The organism is Acidovorax sp. CF316 (assembly GCF_000276605.1).
In the GTDB taxonomy this organism is placed as follows: domain Bacteria; phylum Pseudomonadota; class Gammaproteobacteria; order Burkholderiales; family Burkholderiaceae_C; genus Acidovorax.
Genome location: NZ_AKJX01000262.1, coordinates 1 through 16448 on the forward strand (window position 1 = coordinate 1; position 16448 = coordinate 16448).

The following is a 16448-nucleotide window of genomic DNA, read 5'->3' on the forward strand; positions in this document are numbered from 1 at the left end:
GGCGCGCCGGACCTGTCCCCCAGCCAGTGGCAGGGCCATCTGCTGCGCTCGGCAGCCGCCGTGCGCCGCCTGCCAGCGGCGCCTGCTGAGGCCGCGGCGGGCGCGCCTGCGGTCGCCGATGGGCTGGTGCAGGTCGGGCTGCCCCTGGCCGGGCGCTGGCCCGCGGCCGGGGCCCTGCTGTCTTCCGGCGTGGGCGCCCTGGTCGCCGGTGCGCTGGTGCTGTCGCTGGCGATCTGGGCGAGCGTGGCCTGGGCCATGCGCTGGCTGCAGCGCTCGGTCGCCACCCTGGCCCAGCCGCTGGCGGGTGCCGACGGGCCGGCCGAACACACCGATCCGGCCGAGCTGCACGAACTCTCGCGCCAGGTGCGCTCCCTGGTGCGCAGCGAGCACGACTGGGTGGACCAGCAGCGGCGCTTCCTGGCCGAGGCATCGCACCAGCTGCGCACGCCCATGGCGGTGCTGCGCACCCAGTTGCAGTCGGCCATCGATGGCACCGTGGCACCGTCCGAGGTGCTGCCGCAGATGCTGCACACCGTGGACCGCGCCACCGGCCTGGCCAACCAGCTGCTGAGCCTGACCAAGCTGGAGCAGCTCAAGCGCTCGGGCGGGTTGCAGGCCACGGACATCCGCGCCTGTGCGCGCGATGCCGTGATGGAGCTGTCGCCCCTGATTGCCGCCAAGCGGCTGGATTTCGCGCTCGACGGCCCGGCGCTCGACGTGCCCGCGGACGCCGTGATGCTCGGCGAACTGCTGCGCAACCTGCTGGCCAATGCCATCCACCACACCCCGCACAACGGCGCCCTGGGCATGCTGCTGCGCGACTGCGCCGGGGCGCGCGAGCTGCTGGTGTGGGACGAAGGCCCCGGCGTGGACGACGGCGTGTTCCCGCGCCTGTTCCAGCCCTTCACGGCCACCAAGGGCGGCGTGGGGCTGGGGCTGTCGATCTGCCGCCAGATTGCCGAGGCCATGGGCGCCACCATCCAGATCTACAACCGCATCGACCAGGGCAAGGTCATCGGTGTCGATGCCGTGGTGTCCTGGGGTCAGGGGCCCTGACCCCGGCGCTGCCCAGCAGCCATCTCCCGTTCTTCCTGTCCCTTGTGCGGGCCTGCAGCCAGGCCCGTGCGGGGCGACTGCAGTCTGCCATTTCGTTCATCCACAAGGAGACCCCCATGCACACCACCCGGTACCCCTGGGCCGCCATCGCCCTCGCGGCCCTGTCCACCCTGGCCACCACGGCACAGGCGCAGGGCAGCGGCCAGCTCAACGTCATCTGCTCGGTGCAGGACGCCTGGTGCTCGATGATCGCCACCACCTTCACGCGCTCGACGGGCATCAAGGTCAACATGGTCAAGCGCGGGTCGGGCGAGGCGCTGGCCCAGCTCATCGCCGAGCGCAGCAACCCCAAGACCGACGTCTGGTTCGGCGGCACCGGCGACCCGCACATCCAGGCCGCAGAGCTGGACCTGACGCTGGAGTACAAGTCCCCCAGCCTGGGCCAGCTGCATGGCTGGGCTCAGGAGCAGGCCCGGCAATCGGCCTACCGCACGGTGGGGGTGTACTCGGGCCCGCTGGGCTTTGGCTTCAACACCGAGTTGCTGGCCAAGAAGAAGCTGGCCGCCCCCCTGTGCTGGAAGGACCTGGTCAACCCGGCCTTCAAGGGCGAGCTGCAGGTGGCCAACCCCTCGAGCTCGGGCACGGCCTACACCATGATCGCCACGCTGGTGCAACTCATGGGCGAGGACAAGGCGTTCGACTACCTCAAGGAGCTGCACCGCAACGTGAGCCAGTACACCCGCTCGGGCACCGGCCCCATCAAGGCCGTGGCGCGCGGGGAGGCGATGCTGTCCATCAGCTTCGTGCAGGATGCGCCGGGCGAGCAGATGCAGGGCTTTGCCGTGGCCACCAGCACACCATGCGAGGGCACGGGGGCCGAGGTGGGCTCCATGTCCATCATCAAGGGCACGCGCAGCCTGGACAATGCCAAGAGGTTCTACGAATGGGCGCTGACGCCTTCGGCACAGGCACTGGCGGTGGCCGTCAAGCAGTTCCACCTGCAGTCCAACAAGGCCACGCCGCTGGACAGCAACGTCCCGGATTTCAAGAAGATCAAGTTCATCAACTACGACTACGCCAAATACGGCAAGACGGCCGAGCGCAAGCGCCTGATCGAGCGCTGGGAGCGCGACGTGAACTCCCTGTCGCGCTGAAGCGAGGAACACCCTTCCCATGAAATCTCATCACAACAGCGCCATTGCCCTGTGGGCGGCGTTCGGCCTGGCGGCCTTCGTCCTGCTGCCCTGGCACATGGTTCCCGATGGCCTGTCGTCCCTGCAGGGCTGGGGCGACCTGGTGGGCGGCCACGATACCTCCACCGGCCTGGCGCAGGTGCTGCTGCACCGCCGCCCCTGGCTGGTGGTCGCCGCGGTGGCCCTGGTACTGGGCCTGGCCGCAGCGGCCATGGCGCCCGCGCGGCGCCAGGGGCGGCTGCTGGCCTGGGCGGCAGGCCTGGGCCTGGCGGCCGTGCTGGTGCAGGGCTTTGCCATCGGCACGCCGGTGCCGGCGGATGCCGCCGCGCCGGGCCTGTCAGGTCCACAGGAGCTCGGTGCGCTGCTGGCGGGGCCGGGTGCCACGCAGCCGGGCTTCGGGCTGGGCGCCGCCATCGTGCTGGTGGCCTTGCTCACGCTGCTGGCCTTCGGCCTGGCGCGTCTGGGGGCCTTCAAGGGCGACCTGTTCGTGGCCGCTTCGGTGCTGATCGCCGGCAGCCTGCTGCTGCTCTTCGTCGCCTACCCGGTGCTGCGGGCACTCTCGGGGGCCTTCATCGATGAGGGCGGTGGCCTGGGGGTCACCGCGGCGCTGGCGCGTCTGGGGTCCGAGCGCATTTGGGGCGTCGGCTGCCTGCACTCCAACCTGCAGTGCGGCGTGGCCTGGAACACCCTGTTCCTGGGCGCCGTGATCGGTGCCGGAACCACCGTGCTGGGCACCATGCTGGCCTTGATCGAGGACCGCAGCGACTCGCGCATCCGCGGCGCGCTGCGCGTGCTTGCGCCACTGCCCATCGTCACCCCGCCGTTCGTGGTCGGGCTCGGCCTGATCCTGCTGTTCGGGCGTGCCGGCATCGTCAACCAGTTCCTGGAGTGGGCCTTCGGCATCGCGCCTTCGCGCTGGTTCTATGGGGCCTTCGGCGTGGCGTTGGCGCAGATGTTCGCCTTCACGCCCATCGCCTTCATGATCATGCGCGGCGTGGTGCAGGGCATCGGCCCGTCACTGGAAGAGGCCTCCCAGACCCTCGGCGCCTCGCGCTGGCACACCTTCTGGAAGGTGACCTTTCCGCTCATGAAACCCGGCCTGGCGAATGCCTTCCTGGTGGGCTTCATCGAGAGCATCGCCGACTTCGGCAACCCCATCGTCGTGGGCGGGCAGTTCTCGGTGCTCTCCACCGAGGTGTTCTTCGCCATCGTGGGGGCCCAGTTCGACCAGGGCCGCGCGGCCACGCTGGCCTGGCTGCTCACCCTGTTCGCCCTGGGGGCCTTTGCCCTGCAGCGCGGTCTGCTGGGCAAGAAGAACTACACCACCCTCTCGGGCAAGGGCGATGCCGGCATCCCCATGCGCCTGCCCGACGCCGTGCGCCGCTTTGCGCTGGCGGTGTCGGTGCCCTGGCTGCTGTTCACGGCCGTCGTCTACGTGTTTGCCTTCTGCGGCGGCTTCGTGAAGATCTGGGGGCGCGACTACACGCCCACGCTGGCGCACTTCCGCTCGGCCTTCGACATCGCCTGGGACGGGGGTCTGCAGCTGGCCGGCATCGGCTGGCCCTCGCTGATCACCACGCTCAAGCTGGCCGCCATCTCGGCACCGCTCACGGCCGCGCTCGGGCTGATGGTGGCCTGGCTGCTCACCCGGGTGCAGTTCCGCGGGCGCAACCTGTTCGAGTTCTCGGCCCTCATGGCCTTTGCCATCCCGGGCACGGTGCTGGGGGTGAGCTACATCCTGGCCTTCAACGTGCCGCCCTTCGAGCTCACCGGCACCAGCATCGTCATCGTGCTGTGCTTCGTGTTCCGCAACCTGCCGGTGGGGGTGCGCGCCGGGGTGGCCTCGTTCAAGCAGCTGGACCAGTCGCTGGAGGAAGCCTCGGTGATGCTGCGCGCAGGCACCGCCCGCACGCTGCGCACGGTGGTGCTGCCGCTGCTCAAGCCGGCGGTGGCGGCGGCGCTGACCTACAGCTTCGTGCGCTCGGTCACCACCGTGTCGGCCGTGATCTTTCTCGTCACCGCCGAGACCGAACTGGCCACCACCTTCATCATCGGGCGGGTGGGGCAGGGCGACTACGGCGTGGCGCTGGCCTACAGCACGGTGCTGATCATCGCCATGGGCGTGGTGACCGCGGCCATCCACTGGACCGTGGGCCGCAGGAAGCTCGGCCGGCGCAACACCGCAGGCGGTGCCCAGTGACCGAGCGACGACCCGACACATCCCCGCAAACCCAAGGAGCCTCCATGATCGGCATCGAATTTCGCAACATCTCCAAGCGCTACGGCAGCGCGGCCCATGCGCCCACGGTGGTCAACGGCATCAGCTTCACGGTGGAAAAGGGCACGCTCACCACCATCCTGGGCCCCTCGGGCTGCGGCAAGACCACCACCTTGCGCATGATCGCGGGGCTGGAGACCCCGTCCTCGGGCCAGATCTTCATCGACGGCAAGGACGTGACCACGCTCGGCCCGGCCCAGCGCAACGTGAGCCTGGTGTTCCAGAGCTACGCGCTGTTCCCGCACATGAACGTGATTGACAACGTGTCCTACGGGCTGCGCATGTCCGGCCTGGCCGCGCGCGAGGCCAGCGCCAGGGCGGCCGCGATGATCGACACGGTGGGCCTCAAGGGCCTGAACGAGCGCATGCCCAGCGAGCTCTCGGGGGGCCAGCAGCAGCGCGTGGCGCTGGCCCGCGCCCTGGCGCTGGAGCCTGCGGTGCTGCTGTTCGACGAGCCGCTGTCCAACCTCGATGCGCGGCTGCGCCGCTCCATGCGCGAAGAGATCCGCGCACTGCAGCAGCGCCTGAAGCTCACCGTGGCCTACGTCACCCACGACCAGAGCGAAGCGCTGGCGGTGAGCGACCAGATCATCGTCATGAACCAGGGCGTCATCGCCCAGCGCGGCACGCCCAGCGAGCTCTACGAGTCGCCCTGCTCGGAGTTCGTGGCCGGCTTCATGGGCGAAGCCATGCTGTTCGACGGCATGAGCAACGGCCAGGGCTATGCCGACCTGCCCCCGCTGCGCATACGCACGGCGCCCGACATGGCGGCCGGGCCGGTGAAGATCGCCGTGCGGCCCGAGGCCTGGCGCATCAACCCTGCCAGCAACGAGGGGCTGGCAGCGCGCGTGACCAAGCGCACCTACCTGGGCAATGTCATGGAGTACACGCTGAGCACCGCACTGGGCGAGATCTTCGTGGTCTCCCCCGAGGTGGCGCGGCCCCTGAGCCCTGGCGCACCGGTGAGCCTGGACCTGGCGGGCCACGGGGTCTCGGTGGTGGCCGCGGCCTGAACTGCGGGCCTGGCCGCGGCCCGCAGCCCGGCTCAGCTGCGCGCTGCCTCGTGGTTCACGATGAAGTCCTCGGGCACAGCGGGCCCCCAGACGTAGAGCGAGTCCTCGGGCGGGTGGTCGGCTGCGGGCCACTGGGCGTGGGGCGCGACGTAGTCGATGTCGAACGAGTACTCGGTAAAGCTGCCCCAGGGGTCGCGCACGTAGCGAAAGTAGTTGGAGCCCAGCACGTGGCGCCCCAGGCCCCAGCCATCGGGGTAGCCGGCGACGACCATCTGCTGCGCGCCCATGCCCACGGCGTCCAGCGAGGGCACGCACCAGCTGCTGTGGTGCAGGCCCCCGGCGTGGGACTTGGCAAAGGCGATGAGGTGGTGGTCGCTGCCGTGGGGCGTGTGCAGGAAGGCGATGATGCCGGCCGATTCGTCCGAGACCTGCAGCCCGAGCACGCCGGTGTAGAAATCCAGGGCCTCGCGCACATCGGCCGTGAACAGCAGGATGTGCGACAGGTACAGCGGCCGCGTGGCCTGCGCCGTGCTGCGGCTGGGAGCACGGCCGAAGTTGGCGGGCGCGGGCGGCACATCGCGCGGGCCCGGCGCATCGGGCGAGACCTTGGCCGCCACGCGCAGCTGGATGGGCAGGTCATCGGGGCCCTGCAACCACAGGCCCGACGGGTCGGCGCCCTCGGGCGCGGCCACGGTGGGGATGCCGCGCTCACGCAGCAGTGCGGCAAAGCGCGCCAGGTCCTGTGCATGGATGCCCAGGCTGAGCCATTCGAGCCGCTTGGGGCCGCCCTGGCCCTGCAGCACGCGCGCCCAGCGGTGCGGGTGTCCATGGGTGTAGAGCGCCAGCGCGCCGCCTTCGTCGCGCACGTCCAGGCCGAAGCTGGTGTAGAAGTGGCGCGCCACGGCGAGGTCGGGCACGCTGAACACGAACTCATCGACCGAGTGGATGGCGGGGCGGTTCGGGGGCTGTGGATTCGTCACGGTGTGTCTCCTGTCATGGCCGGCATCCCGCTCATTCGGCGGTCACGCCGATCTCCTTGGCCAGACCCTGGTACAGCTGGATCTCCGCCGCATAGAAGCGCTCGAGCTCGCGCAGGCTGTTGCCGCTGGCCAGCTCCATGCCGCTGGTCGTCACATAGGTCTGGAAATCGCTGTCCTTCATCGCCACCGTGAGCGCCTTGTTCAGGCGCTCCACCACGTCGGCAGGGGTCTTGGTTGGCACGAGCAGCGCGATCCAGGTGCCGTAGACGAAGTCCGACAGCGCCTTGTCCGAGCCCGAGATCGTCGCCACGCGCGGCAGCTGCGGGTGCACGGCCGCGGCCGAGTTGCCGATGGCCTTGAGCTTGCCGGACTGGATCATCGACAGCGTGGCACCGCCCAGCGGCAGAAAGCTCAGGTCGATCTGCTCGCCCATCAGGTCCTGGCTGATGGGCGGCACGCCGCGGTAGGAGATCTGGGTGAGCTTGACGCCGTTCTTGCGCGCCCATTGCTCGCCCAGCAGGTGGATCATGGTGCCCGGGCCGATGTCGCCCAGGCTCAGGGGGGTGGGCGACTTCTTGGCCAGCGCGGCCAGCTCCTTGGGGCTGGACGCCGCCAGCCCCGGCCGCGCCACCAGGATGTAGGGCAGGCGCGCCACCAGCGCGATGGTGCGGAAGTCCTCGGGCTTGTAGCGTGCCGCCTTGATGGTGATGGGCGCGAGGATGGGCTCGGTCTGCGAGGCGATCAGCACCGGCACGGTGCTGCCCTGGCTGTTGAGCACCTTCTGCACACCGATGGAGCCACCCGCGCCGGGCGCGTTTTCCACGATCACGGTCTGCTCCAGCTCCTTTTGCAAGAGCGGCTGCAGCTTGCGGGCCACGCCGTCGGTGGGGTTGCCGGCAGGCTGCGGCACGATGATGCTGACCGTGCGGCCAGCCAGCTGGGCCTGGGCGGGGGCGCAGGCCAGCAGCGTTGCGGCAGCAATGGCCAGGGGGGCAAGCAAGCGGTTCATGGGGTTGTCTCCTGTCGTTCTGGTTGTTGGGTGTGTGCTCAGGCGGCCACGGCGCCGGCCAGCACTTCGTCGGCAATGGGGTTGCGCAGCGTGCCGATGCCCTCGATGGACACCTCGCACACGTCGCCGTCGCGCATCAGCAGGCGCGGGTTGCGCGCCCAGCCGATGCCGGCTGGCGTGCCGGCCACGATCACGTCGCCCGGGGAAAGGGTGATGGCCTCGCTGATCACGTGCACCAGCGTGGCCACGTCGAACACCATGTCGCTGGTGTTGGCCAACTGCACGGTCTGGCCGTTCAGGCGCGTTTCCAGCTTCAGGCCGCGCGCGCCAGGCGGCAGTTCGTCGGCCGTGACCACGGCGGGGCCGAAGCCGCCCGTGGCGTCGAAGGTCTTGCCCACGGTCCACTGCGGGGTCTTGAACTGGTACTCGCGCACCGAGCCATCGTTGAACACCGAGTAGCCGAACACATGGTCGAGCGCGCGGTCGAGCGGAATGTGGCGCCCGCCGGTGCCGATCACCACGGCCAGCTCGCCCTCGTAGTCCAGGCTGTCGCTGCAGGCCGGGCGCACGATGGGTGCGTCGTGCGCGCACAGGCTGGTGGTCAGGCGCAGGAACAGCGTGGGATAGTCGGGCTGGGCGTAGGCGCTTTCCTTGGTGTGGTCGTGGTAGTTCAGGCCCACGCAGATGATCTTGTCGGGTGCCACCACGGGGGGCAGGAACTGCACCTCGGCCAGCGGCACGGGCGCGCTGGCACCGGCAACGAGTTCCTCGCGGCTGGCGCCTGCCGCCAGCTGGCGCACGAAATCGCCGACGTCGCGCGCCACGCCTTCGGGCAGGGGGCGCACCTGCTCGCCATCGAGCAGGCCGAGACGGCGGGAACCTTGGTGGGTGAATGTGCAGAGCTTCATGGGGATGGTCCTGGTTGCGTGAATGGAATAAATATATATATTTCTATTAAAAGTATATGTTAGTGCAAACCCTATAATTTCCCAAACACACCCGCCTACCCCGGCGGCACCCCCATGACCACAGTTACCGACACGCTTTCGACCGCGCCCACGACCCGCACCTCCTCGCTGGTGGCGCAACTGCGCATGGACATCATTGGCGGCGTGTTCGCGCCGGGCTCCAAGCTGCTCATCAAGGATCTGTGCACGCGCTACGGCGCCAGCCCGATTCCCATGCGCGAGGCGCTCTCGCGCCTGACCAGCAGCGGCTTCGTGCAGGCCGAGGATCAGCGTGGTTTCAAGGTCGCGAGTGCCTCCGCACAGGACCTGGCGGAGATCTCGGGGGCGCGGATGCTGGTGGAAACCGAAGCGCTGCGCCTGTCGGTGCTGCAGGGCGATGTGGCCTGGGAGTCGCGCGTGGTGGCCGCCCACCACCAGCTCAGCCGCCTGGCTGTGCGCGAGGCCACGGCGCCGGCAGCCCTGTCCGCCCAGTGGGACGAGGCGCACATGGCTTTCCACGATGCATTGCTGTCGGCCTGCGGCTCGCGCGTGCTGCTGGAGCTGGCCGCCAACCTGCGCGAGCGCTTCACGCGCTACCGCTACATCTCGGCCTTGGCCGCTGGTCGCTCAGGTGGGCCACCCGCGGCCGCCGCGCCCGCGCCCCGCGATATCCCGGCCGAGCACTCGGCCATCGTCGAGGCTGCGCTGGCACGCGACGTGGCGCGCGCCACGGCCTTGCTGCAGCAGCATTTCCAGCAGACGACGGAACTGGCGCTGGCCGCGAGCGGCATGCAGGGAACACCAGGGCAGCGCAAGGCCGCCGTCGGATAGGTGGCGCGCCAAGATGCGCGGCAGGCATGCCGCACCGGGGCCGGCGAGGCTCAGCCCTTCAGGTCCGTGCGCGCCACCAGCGACTCGCCGATCGCATAGAACTGCCCACCGGCCACGTAGTGCAGGCTGCGCCACTCGGGGCCGGCCGTCTCGAAGTGCCAGTGCCCGCCCGAGAACACGCGGGTATCGGCCCAGGCGCCCACCACCTCGCCGATGAACAGGTCGTAGGCCTGCTGGTTGTGCGGCTCGGGGATGAGCCGGCAGGCCAGCCAGGCCGAGCAGCCGGCCACGAAGGGCAGGTCATGGCCGTCGATGCCGAACAGCTCCACGCCGTGGTGCTGCAGCTTGGCCGCGTCCTGGTGCAGGCTGCTGTTGCCCACGTCGTGCGTGAGCTGCATCTGCGCGGCGGTGGGCACCTGGATCACGAAATGGCCGCTGCGCTCGACCAGGTCGCGCGTGCGCGTGGCCTTGTCGAGCACCACCGTGAGCTTGGGCGGCGCAAAGTCCAGCGCGCAGGCCCAGGCGGCGGACATCACGTTGTCCACCCCGCCATGGCGGGCCGACACCAGCACCGTGGGGCCGTGGTTCAGGAGGCGGTAGGCCTTGGAGAGCTCGACAGGGGCCAGGTGGCTGTTCATGGATTGCCTTGGAGAAGTTTTGGGTGCGCGGGCACACAGGTTGTTGGGATGATGATAGGTGGGCTCCAATGCCCTTGACTTGGAGTGCACTCCAACTTTTAGGATCGATTCCATGACATCCCATCTCACCATCACCGAAGTCGCCGAGCGCACCGGACTGACCGCACACACCCTGCGCTACTACGAGCGCGCAGGGCTGATCGCGCCGGTCACCCGCGCACCCGGCGGGCAACGCCGCTATGCGGCGTCGGACATGGAGTGGATCGGATTCCTGCTGCGCCTGCGCGAGACCCGCATGCCCATCGGGCAGATGCAGGCCTTTGCCAGGTTTCGCGGCGAAGGGAATGCGACCGTGCCCGAGCGTTGGCAGATGCTCGAGGTGCACCTGACCGACGTGCTGGCGATGATCGAGTCCATGCAGCGCTCCGCTGGGGCGCTGCAGGACAAGATCGCCCACTACCGGGCCTTGGAGACGCGTTCCCTTCCTGTCGCATCCCCGCCACCTGAAAGGAAACGAAGTGCTTCCAACCCTCCCCCCACATCCCGCCCCCGACCGCTATCAGCAGGGCCTGGCCAGGCTGCGCGAAATCGACGGTGAGGCCGGCGAGCGCGTGATCGACAGCCTGGCCGGCATTGCGCCGGACTTCGCGCGCTACCTGATCGAGTTCCCGTTCGGCGACATCTACTCGCGCCCGGGGCTCGACCTGCGCAGCCGCGAGATCGCGGTGGTGGCGGCACTCACCGCCATGGGCAATGCCGCGCCCCAGCTCAAGGTGCACCTGCAGGCCGCACTCAACGTGGGCGTCACGCGCGAGGAGATCGTCGAGGTCATCATGCAGATGGCCGTGTACGCGGGCTTCCCGGCGGCGCTCAACGGCCTGACCGCGGCGCGCGAGGTGTTTGCGGCGCAGGAGGAGGGTATGTCTTAGTGGATGGAAGGCAACGGCCCGAAGAAGCTCAGCACCGCGACGATGCGCTGATCGGCATCCACTTCGACCACGTCGTAACCCGTGACGTCCTGAGTGCCGTAGCGCAGCCGCCAGGCATAGCGGTGCAGGTGGTGGTGCGAGTCCACGCCCGACGCCCAGGATATGGTGGCGTCGGGCGTGCTGACCCGAAACGCGATGAGGCAGTCGACGAACTCTTCGACGCCCGTCGCGCTGCGGTGAGGGTCAAGATAGCGGGTGTCCTTCCCGAAGGCGTTGGCCACATGCCGGTGCATGGCGGCGGGATCGGTCGCGTTCCAGGCAGCAAAGTAGCTGACCAGGCAGGCTGGGAGGTTGGTGATGTCCATTGGATTTCCTGGTGATGGGTGGAGGTTTCAGGTGCGCATGCTGGGGCACGTGATCGATGCTAAGCTTCAAGCCAACTTGAAAGTCAAGCGCCATGAAGATCGGTGATCTCTCTGCCCGCACCGGCATCGCCACCTCGGCCATCCGCTTCTATGAAAGCCGCGGGCTGCTGCCGCTGGCCGACCGCGGCAGCAACGGTTACCGCATCTATGGCGAGGCGGATGTGAAGCGCCTGCAGATCATCCTCTTGGCCCAGTCGTTCGGGCTGTCGATTGACGCGTTGAGCGCCGTATTCGCGGACGAAGGGCATTTCTCCAAGGACGAGATGCTCGCGGGGCTGGACACGCGCCTGAGCGAGATTGGCCAACTGATCCGCACTCTGACAGTGCAGCGCGGCGAGTTGCGCCGTGTGCGCGACACCCTGGCCGGCCAGTGGGACGCCGGGGTCTGCGTGGACCCACAGACTCTGCGCGGCAGTGGGACGGCGCGCCTAGGCAAGAAGAGCCTGCGCGCGACGCAGTCCGGTCTGCCGCATCAGGATGGCAGGCTGCCCCCGTCTCGCCGGTAGGCACCAGGCGGGCTACCGGTCCAGTTCTTGAAGGCCCGCTGGAACGCCGAGCCATCGTTGAAGCCCAGTTCGGCCGCCAGTTCCGCGAGCGAGACACTGCTGGTATTGAGCCGCCAGATCGCGGTGTCGCGCCGCAACTCGTCCTTGAGCGCCTGGTAGGCTATGCCTTCGTTGGCCAGGCGCCGCTGCAGCGTGGTCGGCGCCATGTGCAGGGCCTGGGCCATGCCGCCGAGGTCGGGCCAGGCCGGCTGGGTGCGCAGCAGCTGGGCACGCACCCGTGCACCCACCGAATCCTCGGCGCTCCTCGGAACGATGATCTGCGAGTGCGCATCCGTCAGAAAGCTGCGCAGGGCCGCGCCGTCGCGGCGCACCGGCGCCTGCATGAGCGAGTCGTCGAACCACAGGGTGGATGCCAGACAGGCGAAGCGCAGCGGTGCCGGAAAGATCTTGGCGTAGCTGGCGGAATACGCTGGCTGCTCGAACGCGAAGTCGATGCGCGTGATGGGCAACTGGCCCCCCACCAGCCAGGCAAACAGGCGCCAGAGCACGCGCAGCAACAGCTCGTGCAGGAACGTGGGCCGTGCGGCCTGCGGGTTGGTGAAGCACAGGGCCAGGCCCACCTGTGCCCCCTCGCGCACCACGTCCACCACCACGTCGTCCTGCAGCAGGCGGATGGTGTGCGCGGCGCGGCGCACCGCAAGCTCCAGCGTGGGCGCGCTGATGGCCGCCCTCGCCACCAGGGACAGGCAGCCCCGCTTCATCGGGCGGGTGAGCAGCCCCAGGCACTCATCGTCCAGGTGGTCGATGAGCCGCTTGAACAGGCTGGTGTACTGCGCCGCCGTCACGCGCGCACCGGGTTGCCCGAGCAGCTGCGGCGCAATGCCTGCCTCCAGCAGCAGGGGTTCGCAGGGCTCGCCACGCGCGTGCATTCCGGACAGCATGCCCTGGACGAAGGTGATGGGAATCGTGACGGGAGGTCGAAGCATGGGCAGGAGGACGGCGGGGAAGGGCGCCGGGCGCCCCTTCTTGATCTTAGCGATGCGGTGCGCCGCCGGCCCCCGGGACAACACGCATGCAGGCGCTTGGGCGCCACGGCCCGGGCCTGCGCCGGACCTTGCGGCGCTGGAGAGTGGGGTCTTGTGCCATTCGATTGGCGTGATCGTGCCATCGCCACGGCAAGAGCGCGCTTCTAGCATCCGACCACGGTGCAACGGGGGGCATGCAAGACCCCCCGCACCGTGCATGAACCAACGACAAGCCACACCCTGGAGACAAGCCATGAACCACCGAAAGACCCGATCGCGGCGCGCATCCGCCGCACTCATCAGCCCCTTGCTGCTGCTGTTGTCCGCATGCGGCAACGGCGGCGATGACACCACCGCGGCCGCAGGCCCTGCGATGACCCCGGCCCAGGCCTGCAGCGCCCTGCAGGGCCGGGCCGTGGACCGCGCCGCCATCGGCCTGGCGACCACGGGAGCGGTGGTCACGGGGGCGGCGCTCGTCCCCGCGGCGGCGCCCCTGGGCGAGTACTGCAAGGTCTCGGGCGAGATCCGCCCGGTCGACGGCCGGGCGCAGTCCATCGGCTTTTCCATTGCCATGCCCTCGGAGTGGAACGGCAAGGCCGTGCACTTCGGCGGTGGCGGCCTGAACGGGGTGGTGCCCGATACCACCAGCGCCTTCGTCGATTCCGCGCCGCCGCTGGGCCGCGGCTACGCCGTGTTCGCCAGCGACAGCGGCCACCAGATGGCCGGCGGCGACCCCTTCGATGCGCAGTTCACGCTCAACGACGAGATGCTGCGCAACTATGGAGGCGACGCCGTGAAGAAGACGCGCGACGTGGCCGTGCAACTGCTGCGCGCACGCTATGGCAGCGCGCCTGCCAGGACCTATTTCATCGGCGGATCGAAGGGCGGGCACGAGGGCATGACGGCCATGCAGAAGTGGCCCGAGGACTACGACGGCATGGTCACCCTGTTCCCGGCTTACAGCGTGGTGCCGACCTTGCTGTCCTGGCAATTGCTCAACCGCGGGCTGCACCTGGGTGGCGGTGCCGGCTTTCTGGCACCGGCCAAGTTGCAGACCCTGCAGCAGGCGGAACTGGCCGCGTGCGATGCGCTGGATGGCGTGGCGGACGGCATTGTGGGCCACACCGCTGCCTGCCAGTTCGTGCCGTCCAGCCTGCGCTGCGCGGGTGGCGCGGACCTGGGCGATGCCTGCCTGTCGGACGCGCAGGTGGCCACCGCGCAGATGCTGCGCAGCCGCGCCCGCTACCCCTATGCGCTCAAGAACGGCATGACCAGCCAGGCGGGGTTCGATGTCTCCACGGCCTACCTGTCCACCGGTGGCTTTGGCCGGTTGCCCGGCATTTCCAGCCCGCCCGCGGGTGCCAGCCTGGGATCCCTGTCGGGCTTTGCCGATGCCCTGGTGCGGCACCTCATCCTGCGCGACCCGCGCGCCAGCAGCCTGGCTTTCGACCCCCTGGATCCCGGCCCCTACGCGGCGCGTGTGCAGGAGATGTCCAGCCTGCTCGATGCCACCAGCACCGACATCCAGCCCTTCATGAAGAAGGCCAGGTGGATCCTGGTCCACGGGCAGTCGGACAGCATGATTCCCCTGGGCGGCTCGGTCGACTACTACCAGGCCCTGGTCGCCCGCTTCGGGCAGGCCCAGGTGGACGGCTTCATGCGCTTCTACACCATCCCGGGCTACGGCCATGCCGCCGGGCCGTTCAACGCCATGGGCATGACCACGCTGGATGCGCTGGACCGCTGGGCCGAGTCCGGCACGCCGCCCGGGCCCCAGACCGTGGCCGACGCCAATCCGCCGGGGCGCACGCGCCCGCTGTGCCTGTTCCCCACCTGGCCCAAATACCGGGGCACGGGCGACGTGCATGCGGCCGCCAGCTTCGACTGCGCGGCACAAGGACGCGACTGAGGCGTTTTGCCATCAGAACGGTGCGATGTGCCCTCGCGCACGAGGGCCCCGATTCGTACCATGAACTATTCCACAGACAAGCCGGCAAAAAGAGCCGGCACCACGGAGACAAACCCCATGTACCTCACACAATCGCTGCACCGGGCCATGCAGCAGCACCCCGAGCGCATTGCGCTGCGCTGCGGCAGCCGCCAGCGCACCTTCCCCGAGCTGGGCGAGCGTGTGGCGCGCCTGGCGCATGCCCTGCAGAAGCTGGGCATGCAGCCAGGTGACCGGGTCGCCATGCTGTCGCTGAACTCGGACCGCTACCTGGAGTACCAGATGGCCGTGCCCTGGGGCGGCGGCGTGCTCAACCCCTGCAACACGCGCTGGTCGGCCGCCGAGATCGTCTACGCGCTCAACGATTCGGAGTCCACCATCCTGCTCGTGGACGACACGTTCCGCGCCATGGCCGAGGGCTTTCGCAGCCAGGCCACCACGGTGCGCGAAGTGGTCTACTGCGGCGACGCCGAGGTGCCCGAGGGCATGCACGGGTACGAAGCGATCCTGGGCGCCGCAGAGCCCGCCCCCGACGCGCTGCGCCGCGGCGACGACCTGGCGGGCATCTTTTACACCGGCGGCACCACCGGCTTCCCCAAGGGAGTGATGCTCAGCCATGCCAACCTGTGCAGCGTGGGGCAGGCTGCGCGGTCCGAAGGCCTGGCCTCGCCGGGCGGCACCTACCTGCACGTGGCGCCCATGTTCCACCTGGCCGACATCGGCATGGGCATGCCCCACTGGATCGAGGGCAACACCCACACCGTGCTGCCCTCGTTCCAGCCCGAGCAGGTGCTGGCCACGCTGGAGCGGGACCGCGTCACGCACGTGCTGCTGGTGCCCACCATGATCCAGATGCTGGTGGACCATCCGGCGATGCAGCTGCCGCGCGACCTGGGTGCGCTGCGCACCATCGTCTACGGTGCATCGCCGATATCCGAGGCAGTGCTCGAGCGTGCCATGGCCGCGCTGCCGGGCGTAGAGTTTGTGCAGGCCTATGGCATGACCGAGCTGTCGCCGATCGCCACCATCAACCCCGCGTGGTGCCACCAGGCCGAGGGGCGGGCGCGCGGCAAGCTGCGCTCCGCGGGCCGGGCCACCCATTGCGTGGAGGTGCGCATCGTCGACGCCGATGACCAGGAAGTGCCGCGCGGCACCGTCGGCGAGGTCGTGGTGCGCGGCCCCAACGTCATGCAGGGCTACTGGCGCCAGCCCGAGCTGACGGCCCAGGCCATCCGCAATGGCTGGATGCACACGGGCGACGGCGCCACCATGGACGACGAAGGCTTCATCTTCATCGCCGACCGGCTCAAGGACATGGTCATCACCGGTGGCGAGAACGTCTACTCGATCGAGGTCGAGAACGCGCTGGCCCAGCACCCGGCCGTGCTGACTTGCGCCGTGATCGGCGTGCCCAGCGACGAGTGGGGCGAGTCGGTGCATGCCGTGGTGGTGCTCCGGCCGGGCCAGAGCGTGGCGGTGGCCGATCTTGTCGCGCACTGCAAGGCGCTGATCGCGGGCTACAAGTGCCCGCGCAGCATCGATTTTGCCGAGGCGCTGCCCCTGTCGGGCGCCGGCAAGGTGCTCAAGACCCAGCTGCGCGAGCCGTTCTGGAAGAACCGCCAGCGCGCGGTCGCATGACGACTTCTCTCACCCCAACACACCACCAGGAA

16 protein-coding genes are annotated in these 16448 nt (G+C 69.2%); 10 read left to right on the plus strand and 6 right to left on the minus strand.

Annotated elements, in window-relative coordinates:
• The 4 genes from PMI14_RS33830 to PMI14_RS29315 form a co-directional block, all read left to right on the plus strand.
• A partial coding sequence (locus tag PMI14_RS33830) for a HAMP domain-containing sensor histidine kinase (RefSeq protein WP_007860521.1) occupies positions 1–1056 on the plus strand: 1056 nt, incomplete at its 5' end.
• 116 nt (positions 1057–1172) lie between these two features.
• On the plus strand, positions 1173–2210 hold the full coding sequence (locus PMI14_RS29305; protein ID WP_007860522.1) for an ABC transporter substrate-binding protein: 1038 nt from the start codon (positions 1173–1175) through the stop codon (positions 2208–2210).
• A gap of 19 nt (positions 2211–2229) precedes the next feature.
• Complete coding sequence (locus PMI14_RS29310; protein ID WP_007860524.1) at positions 2230–4449, plus strand: iron ABC transporter permease; 2220 nt, start codon at positions 2230–2232, stop codon at positions 4447–4449.
• Between the two features lie 44 nt (positions 4450–4493).
• On the plus strand, positions 4494–5540 hold the full coding sequence (locus tag PMI14_RS29315; RefSeq protein ID WP_007860528.1) for an ABC transporter ATP-binding protein: 1047 nt from the start codon (positions 4494–4496) through the stop codon (positions 5538–5540).
• A 32-nt stretch (positions 5541–5572) separates the two neighbouring features.
• Here PMI14_RS29315 and PMI14_RS29320 read toward each other — a convergent pair whose 3' ends face one another.
• The 3 genes from PMI14_RS29320 to PMI14_RS29330 are packed head-to-tail and all read right to left on the minus strand — an operon-like array spanning position 5573 to position 8437.
• A complete protein-coding gene (locus tag PMI14_RS29320; RefSeq protein WP_007860529.1) occupies positions 5573–6520 on the minus strand; it encodes a VOC family protein in 948 nt (315 codons plus the stop codon).
• A gap of 31 nt (positions 6521–6551) precedes the next feature.
• On the minus strand, positions 6552–7529 hold the full coding sequence (locus tag PMI14_RS29325) for a tripartite tricarboxylate transporter substrate binding protein (protein WP_007860530.1): 978 nt from the start codon (positions 7527–7529) through the stop codon (positions 6552–6554).
• Positions 7530–7567: 38 nt separating this feature from the next.
• Entirely contained in the window at positions 7568–8437 is an 870-nt protein-coding gene (locus tag PMI14_RS29330) for a fumarylacetoacetate hydrolase family protein (RefSeq protein ID WP_007860531.1), read from the minus strand.
• Positions 8438–8551: 114 nt separating this feature from the next.
• On the opposite strand from PMI14_RS29330, the gene PMI14_RS29335 reads away from it, so the two are divergent.
• On the plus strand, positions 8552–9307 hold the full coding sequence (locus tag PMI14_RS29335; protein ID WP_007860533.1) for a GntR family transcriptional regulator: 756 nt from the start codon (positions 8552–8554) through the stop codon (positions 9305–9307).
• A 50-nt stretch (positions 9308–9357) separates the two neighbouring features.
• Here the strand turns inward: PMI14_RS29335 and PMI14_RS29340 are convergent, their stop codons facing one another.
• A complete protein-coding gene (locus tag PMI14_RS29340) occupies positions 9358–9945 on the minus strand; it encodes a flavin reductase family protein (protein WP_007860535.1) in 588 nt (195 codons plus the stop codon).
• 112 nt (positions 9946–10057) lie between these two features.
• On the opposite strand from PMI14_RS29340, the gene PMI14_RS29345 reads away from it, so the two are divergent.
• On the plus strand, positions 10058–10543 hold the full coding sequence (locus PMI14_RS29345; protein WP_007860538.1) for a MerR family transcriptional regulator: 486 nt from the start codon (positions 10058–10060) through the stop codon (positions 10541–10543).
• Positions 10464–10874 (plus strand): carboxymuconolactone decarboxylase family protein, encoded by a 411-nt coding sequence (locus PMI14_RS29350; RefSeq protein WP_035206287.1) that lies wholly within the window; start codon positions 10464–10466, stop codon positions 10872–10874. The genes PMI14_RS29345 and PMI14_RS29350 overlap by 80 nt, the downstream gene beginning before the upstream one ends.
• On the opposite strand, the gene PMI14_RS29355 is transcribed toward PMI14_RS29350, so the two are convergent.
• Positions 10871–11239 (minus strand): hypothetical protein, encoded by a 369-nt coding sequence (locus tag PMI14_RS29355; protein ID WP_007860542.1) that lies wholly within the window; start codon positions 11237–11239, stop codon positions 10871–10873. The genes PMI14_RS29350 and PMI14_RS29355 overlap by 4 nt on opposite strands.
• 92 nt (positions 11240–11331) lie before the next feature.
• Between PMI14_RS29355 and PMI14_RS29360 the strand changes: the two genes are divergently transcribed.
• On the plus strand, positions 11332–11805 hold the full coding sequence (locus tag PMI14_RS29360; RefSeq protein ID WP_007860544.1) for a MerR family transcriptional regulator: 474 nt from the start codon (positions 11332–11334) through the stop codon (positions 11803–11805).
• Here the strand turns inward: PMI14_RS29360 and PMI14_RS29365 are convergent.
• Positions 11772–12791: an AraC family transcriptional regulator gene (locus PMI14_RS29365; RefSeq protein ID WP_007860553.1), complete on the minus strand. Its 1020-nt coding sequence runs from the start codon at positions 12789–12791 to the stop codon at positions 11772–11774. The two genes, PMI14_RS29360 and PMI14_RS29365, sit on opposite strands and share 34 nt — an antisense overlap.
• A 292-nt stretch (positions 12792–13083) precedes the next feature.
• Here PMI14_RS29365 and PMI14_RS29370 point away from each other — a divergent pair, with 292 nt between their 5' ends.
• Complete coding sequence (locus tag PMI14_RS29370; protein WP_007860555.1) at positions 13084–14739, plus strand: tannase/feruloyl esterase family alpha/beta hydrolase; 1656 nt, start codon at positions 13084–13086, stop codon at positions 14737–14739.
• A 117-nt stretch (positions 14740–14856) separates the two neighbouring features.
• On the plus strand, positions 14857–16416 hold the full coding sequence (locus tag PMI14_RS29375) for a long-chain-fatty-acid--CoA ligase (protein WP_007860556.1): 1560 nt from the start codon (positions 14857–14859) through the stop codon (positions 16414–16416).
• Positions 16417–16448 lie beyond the last annotated feature (32 nt).

Bases quoted from the DNA above. Each gene is read 5' to 3' on its own strand.
- PMI14_RS29325 (WP_007860530.1), bottom strand. From the start codon at position 7,529: ATGAACCGCTTGCTTGCCCCCCTGGCCATTGCTGCCGCAACGCTGCTG.
- PMI14_RS29370 (WP_007860555.1), top strand. From the start codon at position 13,084: ATGAACCACCGAAAGACCCGATCGCGGCGCGCATCCGCCGCACTCATC.
- PMI14_RS29305 (WP_007860522.1), top strand. From the start codon at position 1,173: ATGCACACCACCCGGTACCCCTGGGCCGCCATCGCCCTCGCGGCCCTG.
- PMI14_RS29375 (WP_007860556.1), top strand. From the start codon at position 14,857: ATGTACCTCACACAATCGCTGCACCGGGCCATGCAGCAGCACCCCGAG.
- PMI14_RS29355 (WP_007860542.1), bottom strand. From the start codon at position 11,239: ATGGACATCACCAACCTCCCAGCCTGCCTGGTCAGCTACTTTGCTGCC.
- PMI14_RS29310 (WP_007860524.1), top strand. From the start codon at position 2,230: ATGAAATCTCATCACAACAGCGCCATTGCCCTGTGGGCGGCGTTCGGC.
- PMI14_RS29315 (WP_007860528.1), top strand. From the start codon at position 4,494: ATGATCGGCATCGAATTTCGCAACATCTCCAAGCGCTACGGCAGCGCG.
- PMI14_RS29330 (WP_007860531.1), bottom strand. From the start codon at position 8,437: ATGAAGCTCTGCACATTCACCCACCAAGGTTCCCGCCGTCTCGGCCTG.
- PMI14_RS29360 (WP_007860544.1), top strand. From the start codon at position 11,332: ATGAAGATCGGTGATCTCTCTGCCCGCACCGGCATCGCCACCTCGGCC.
- PMI14_RS29340 (WP_007860535.1), bottom strand. From the start codon at position 9,945: ATGAACAGCCACCTGGCCCCTGTCGAGCTCTCCAAGGCCTACCGCCTC.
- PMI14_RS29335 (WP_007860533.1), top strand. From the start codon at position 8,552: ATGACCACAGTTACCGACACGCTTTCGACCGCGCCCACGACCCGCACC.
- PMI14_RS29365 (WP_007860553.1), bottom strand. From the start codon at position 12,791: ATGCTTCGACCTCCCGTCACGATTCCCATCACCTTCGTCCAGGGCATG.
- PMI14_RS29345 (WP_007860538.1), top strand. From the start codon at position 10,058: ATGACATCCCATCTCACCATCACCGAAGTCGCCGAGCGCACCGGACTG.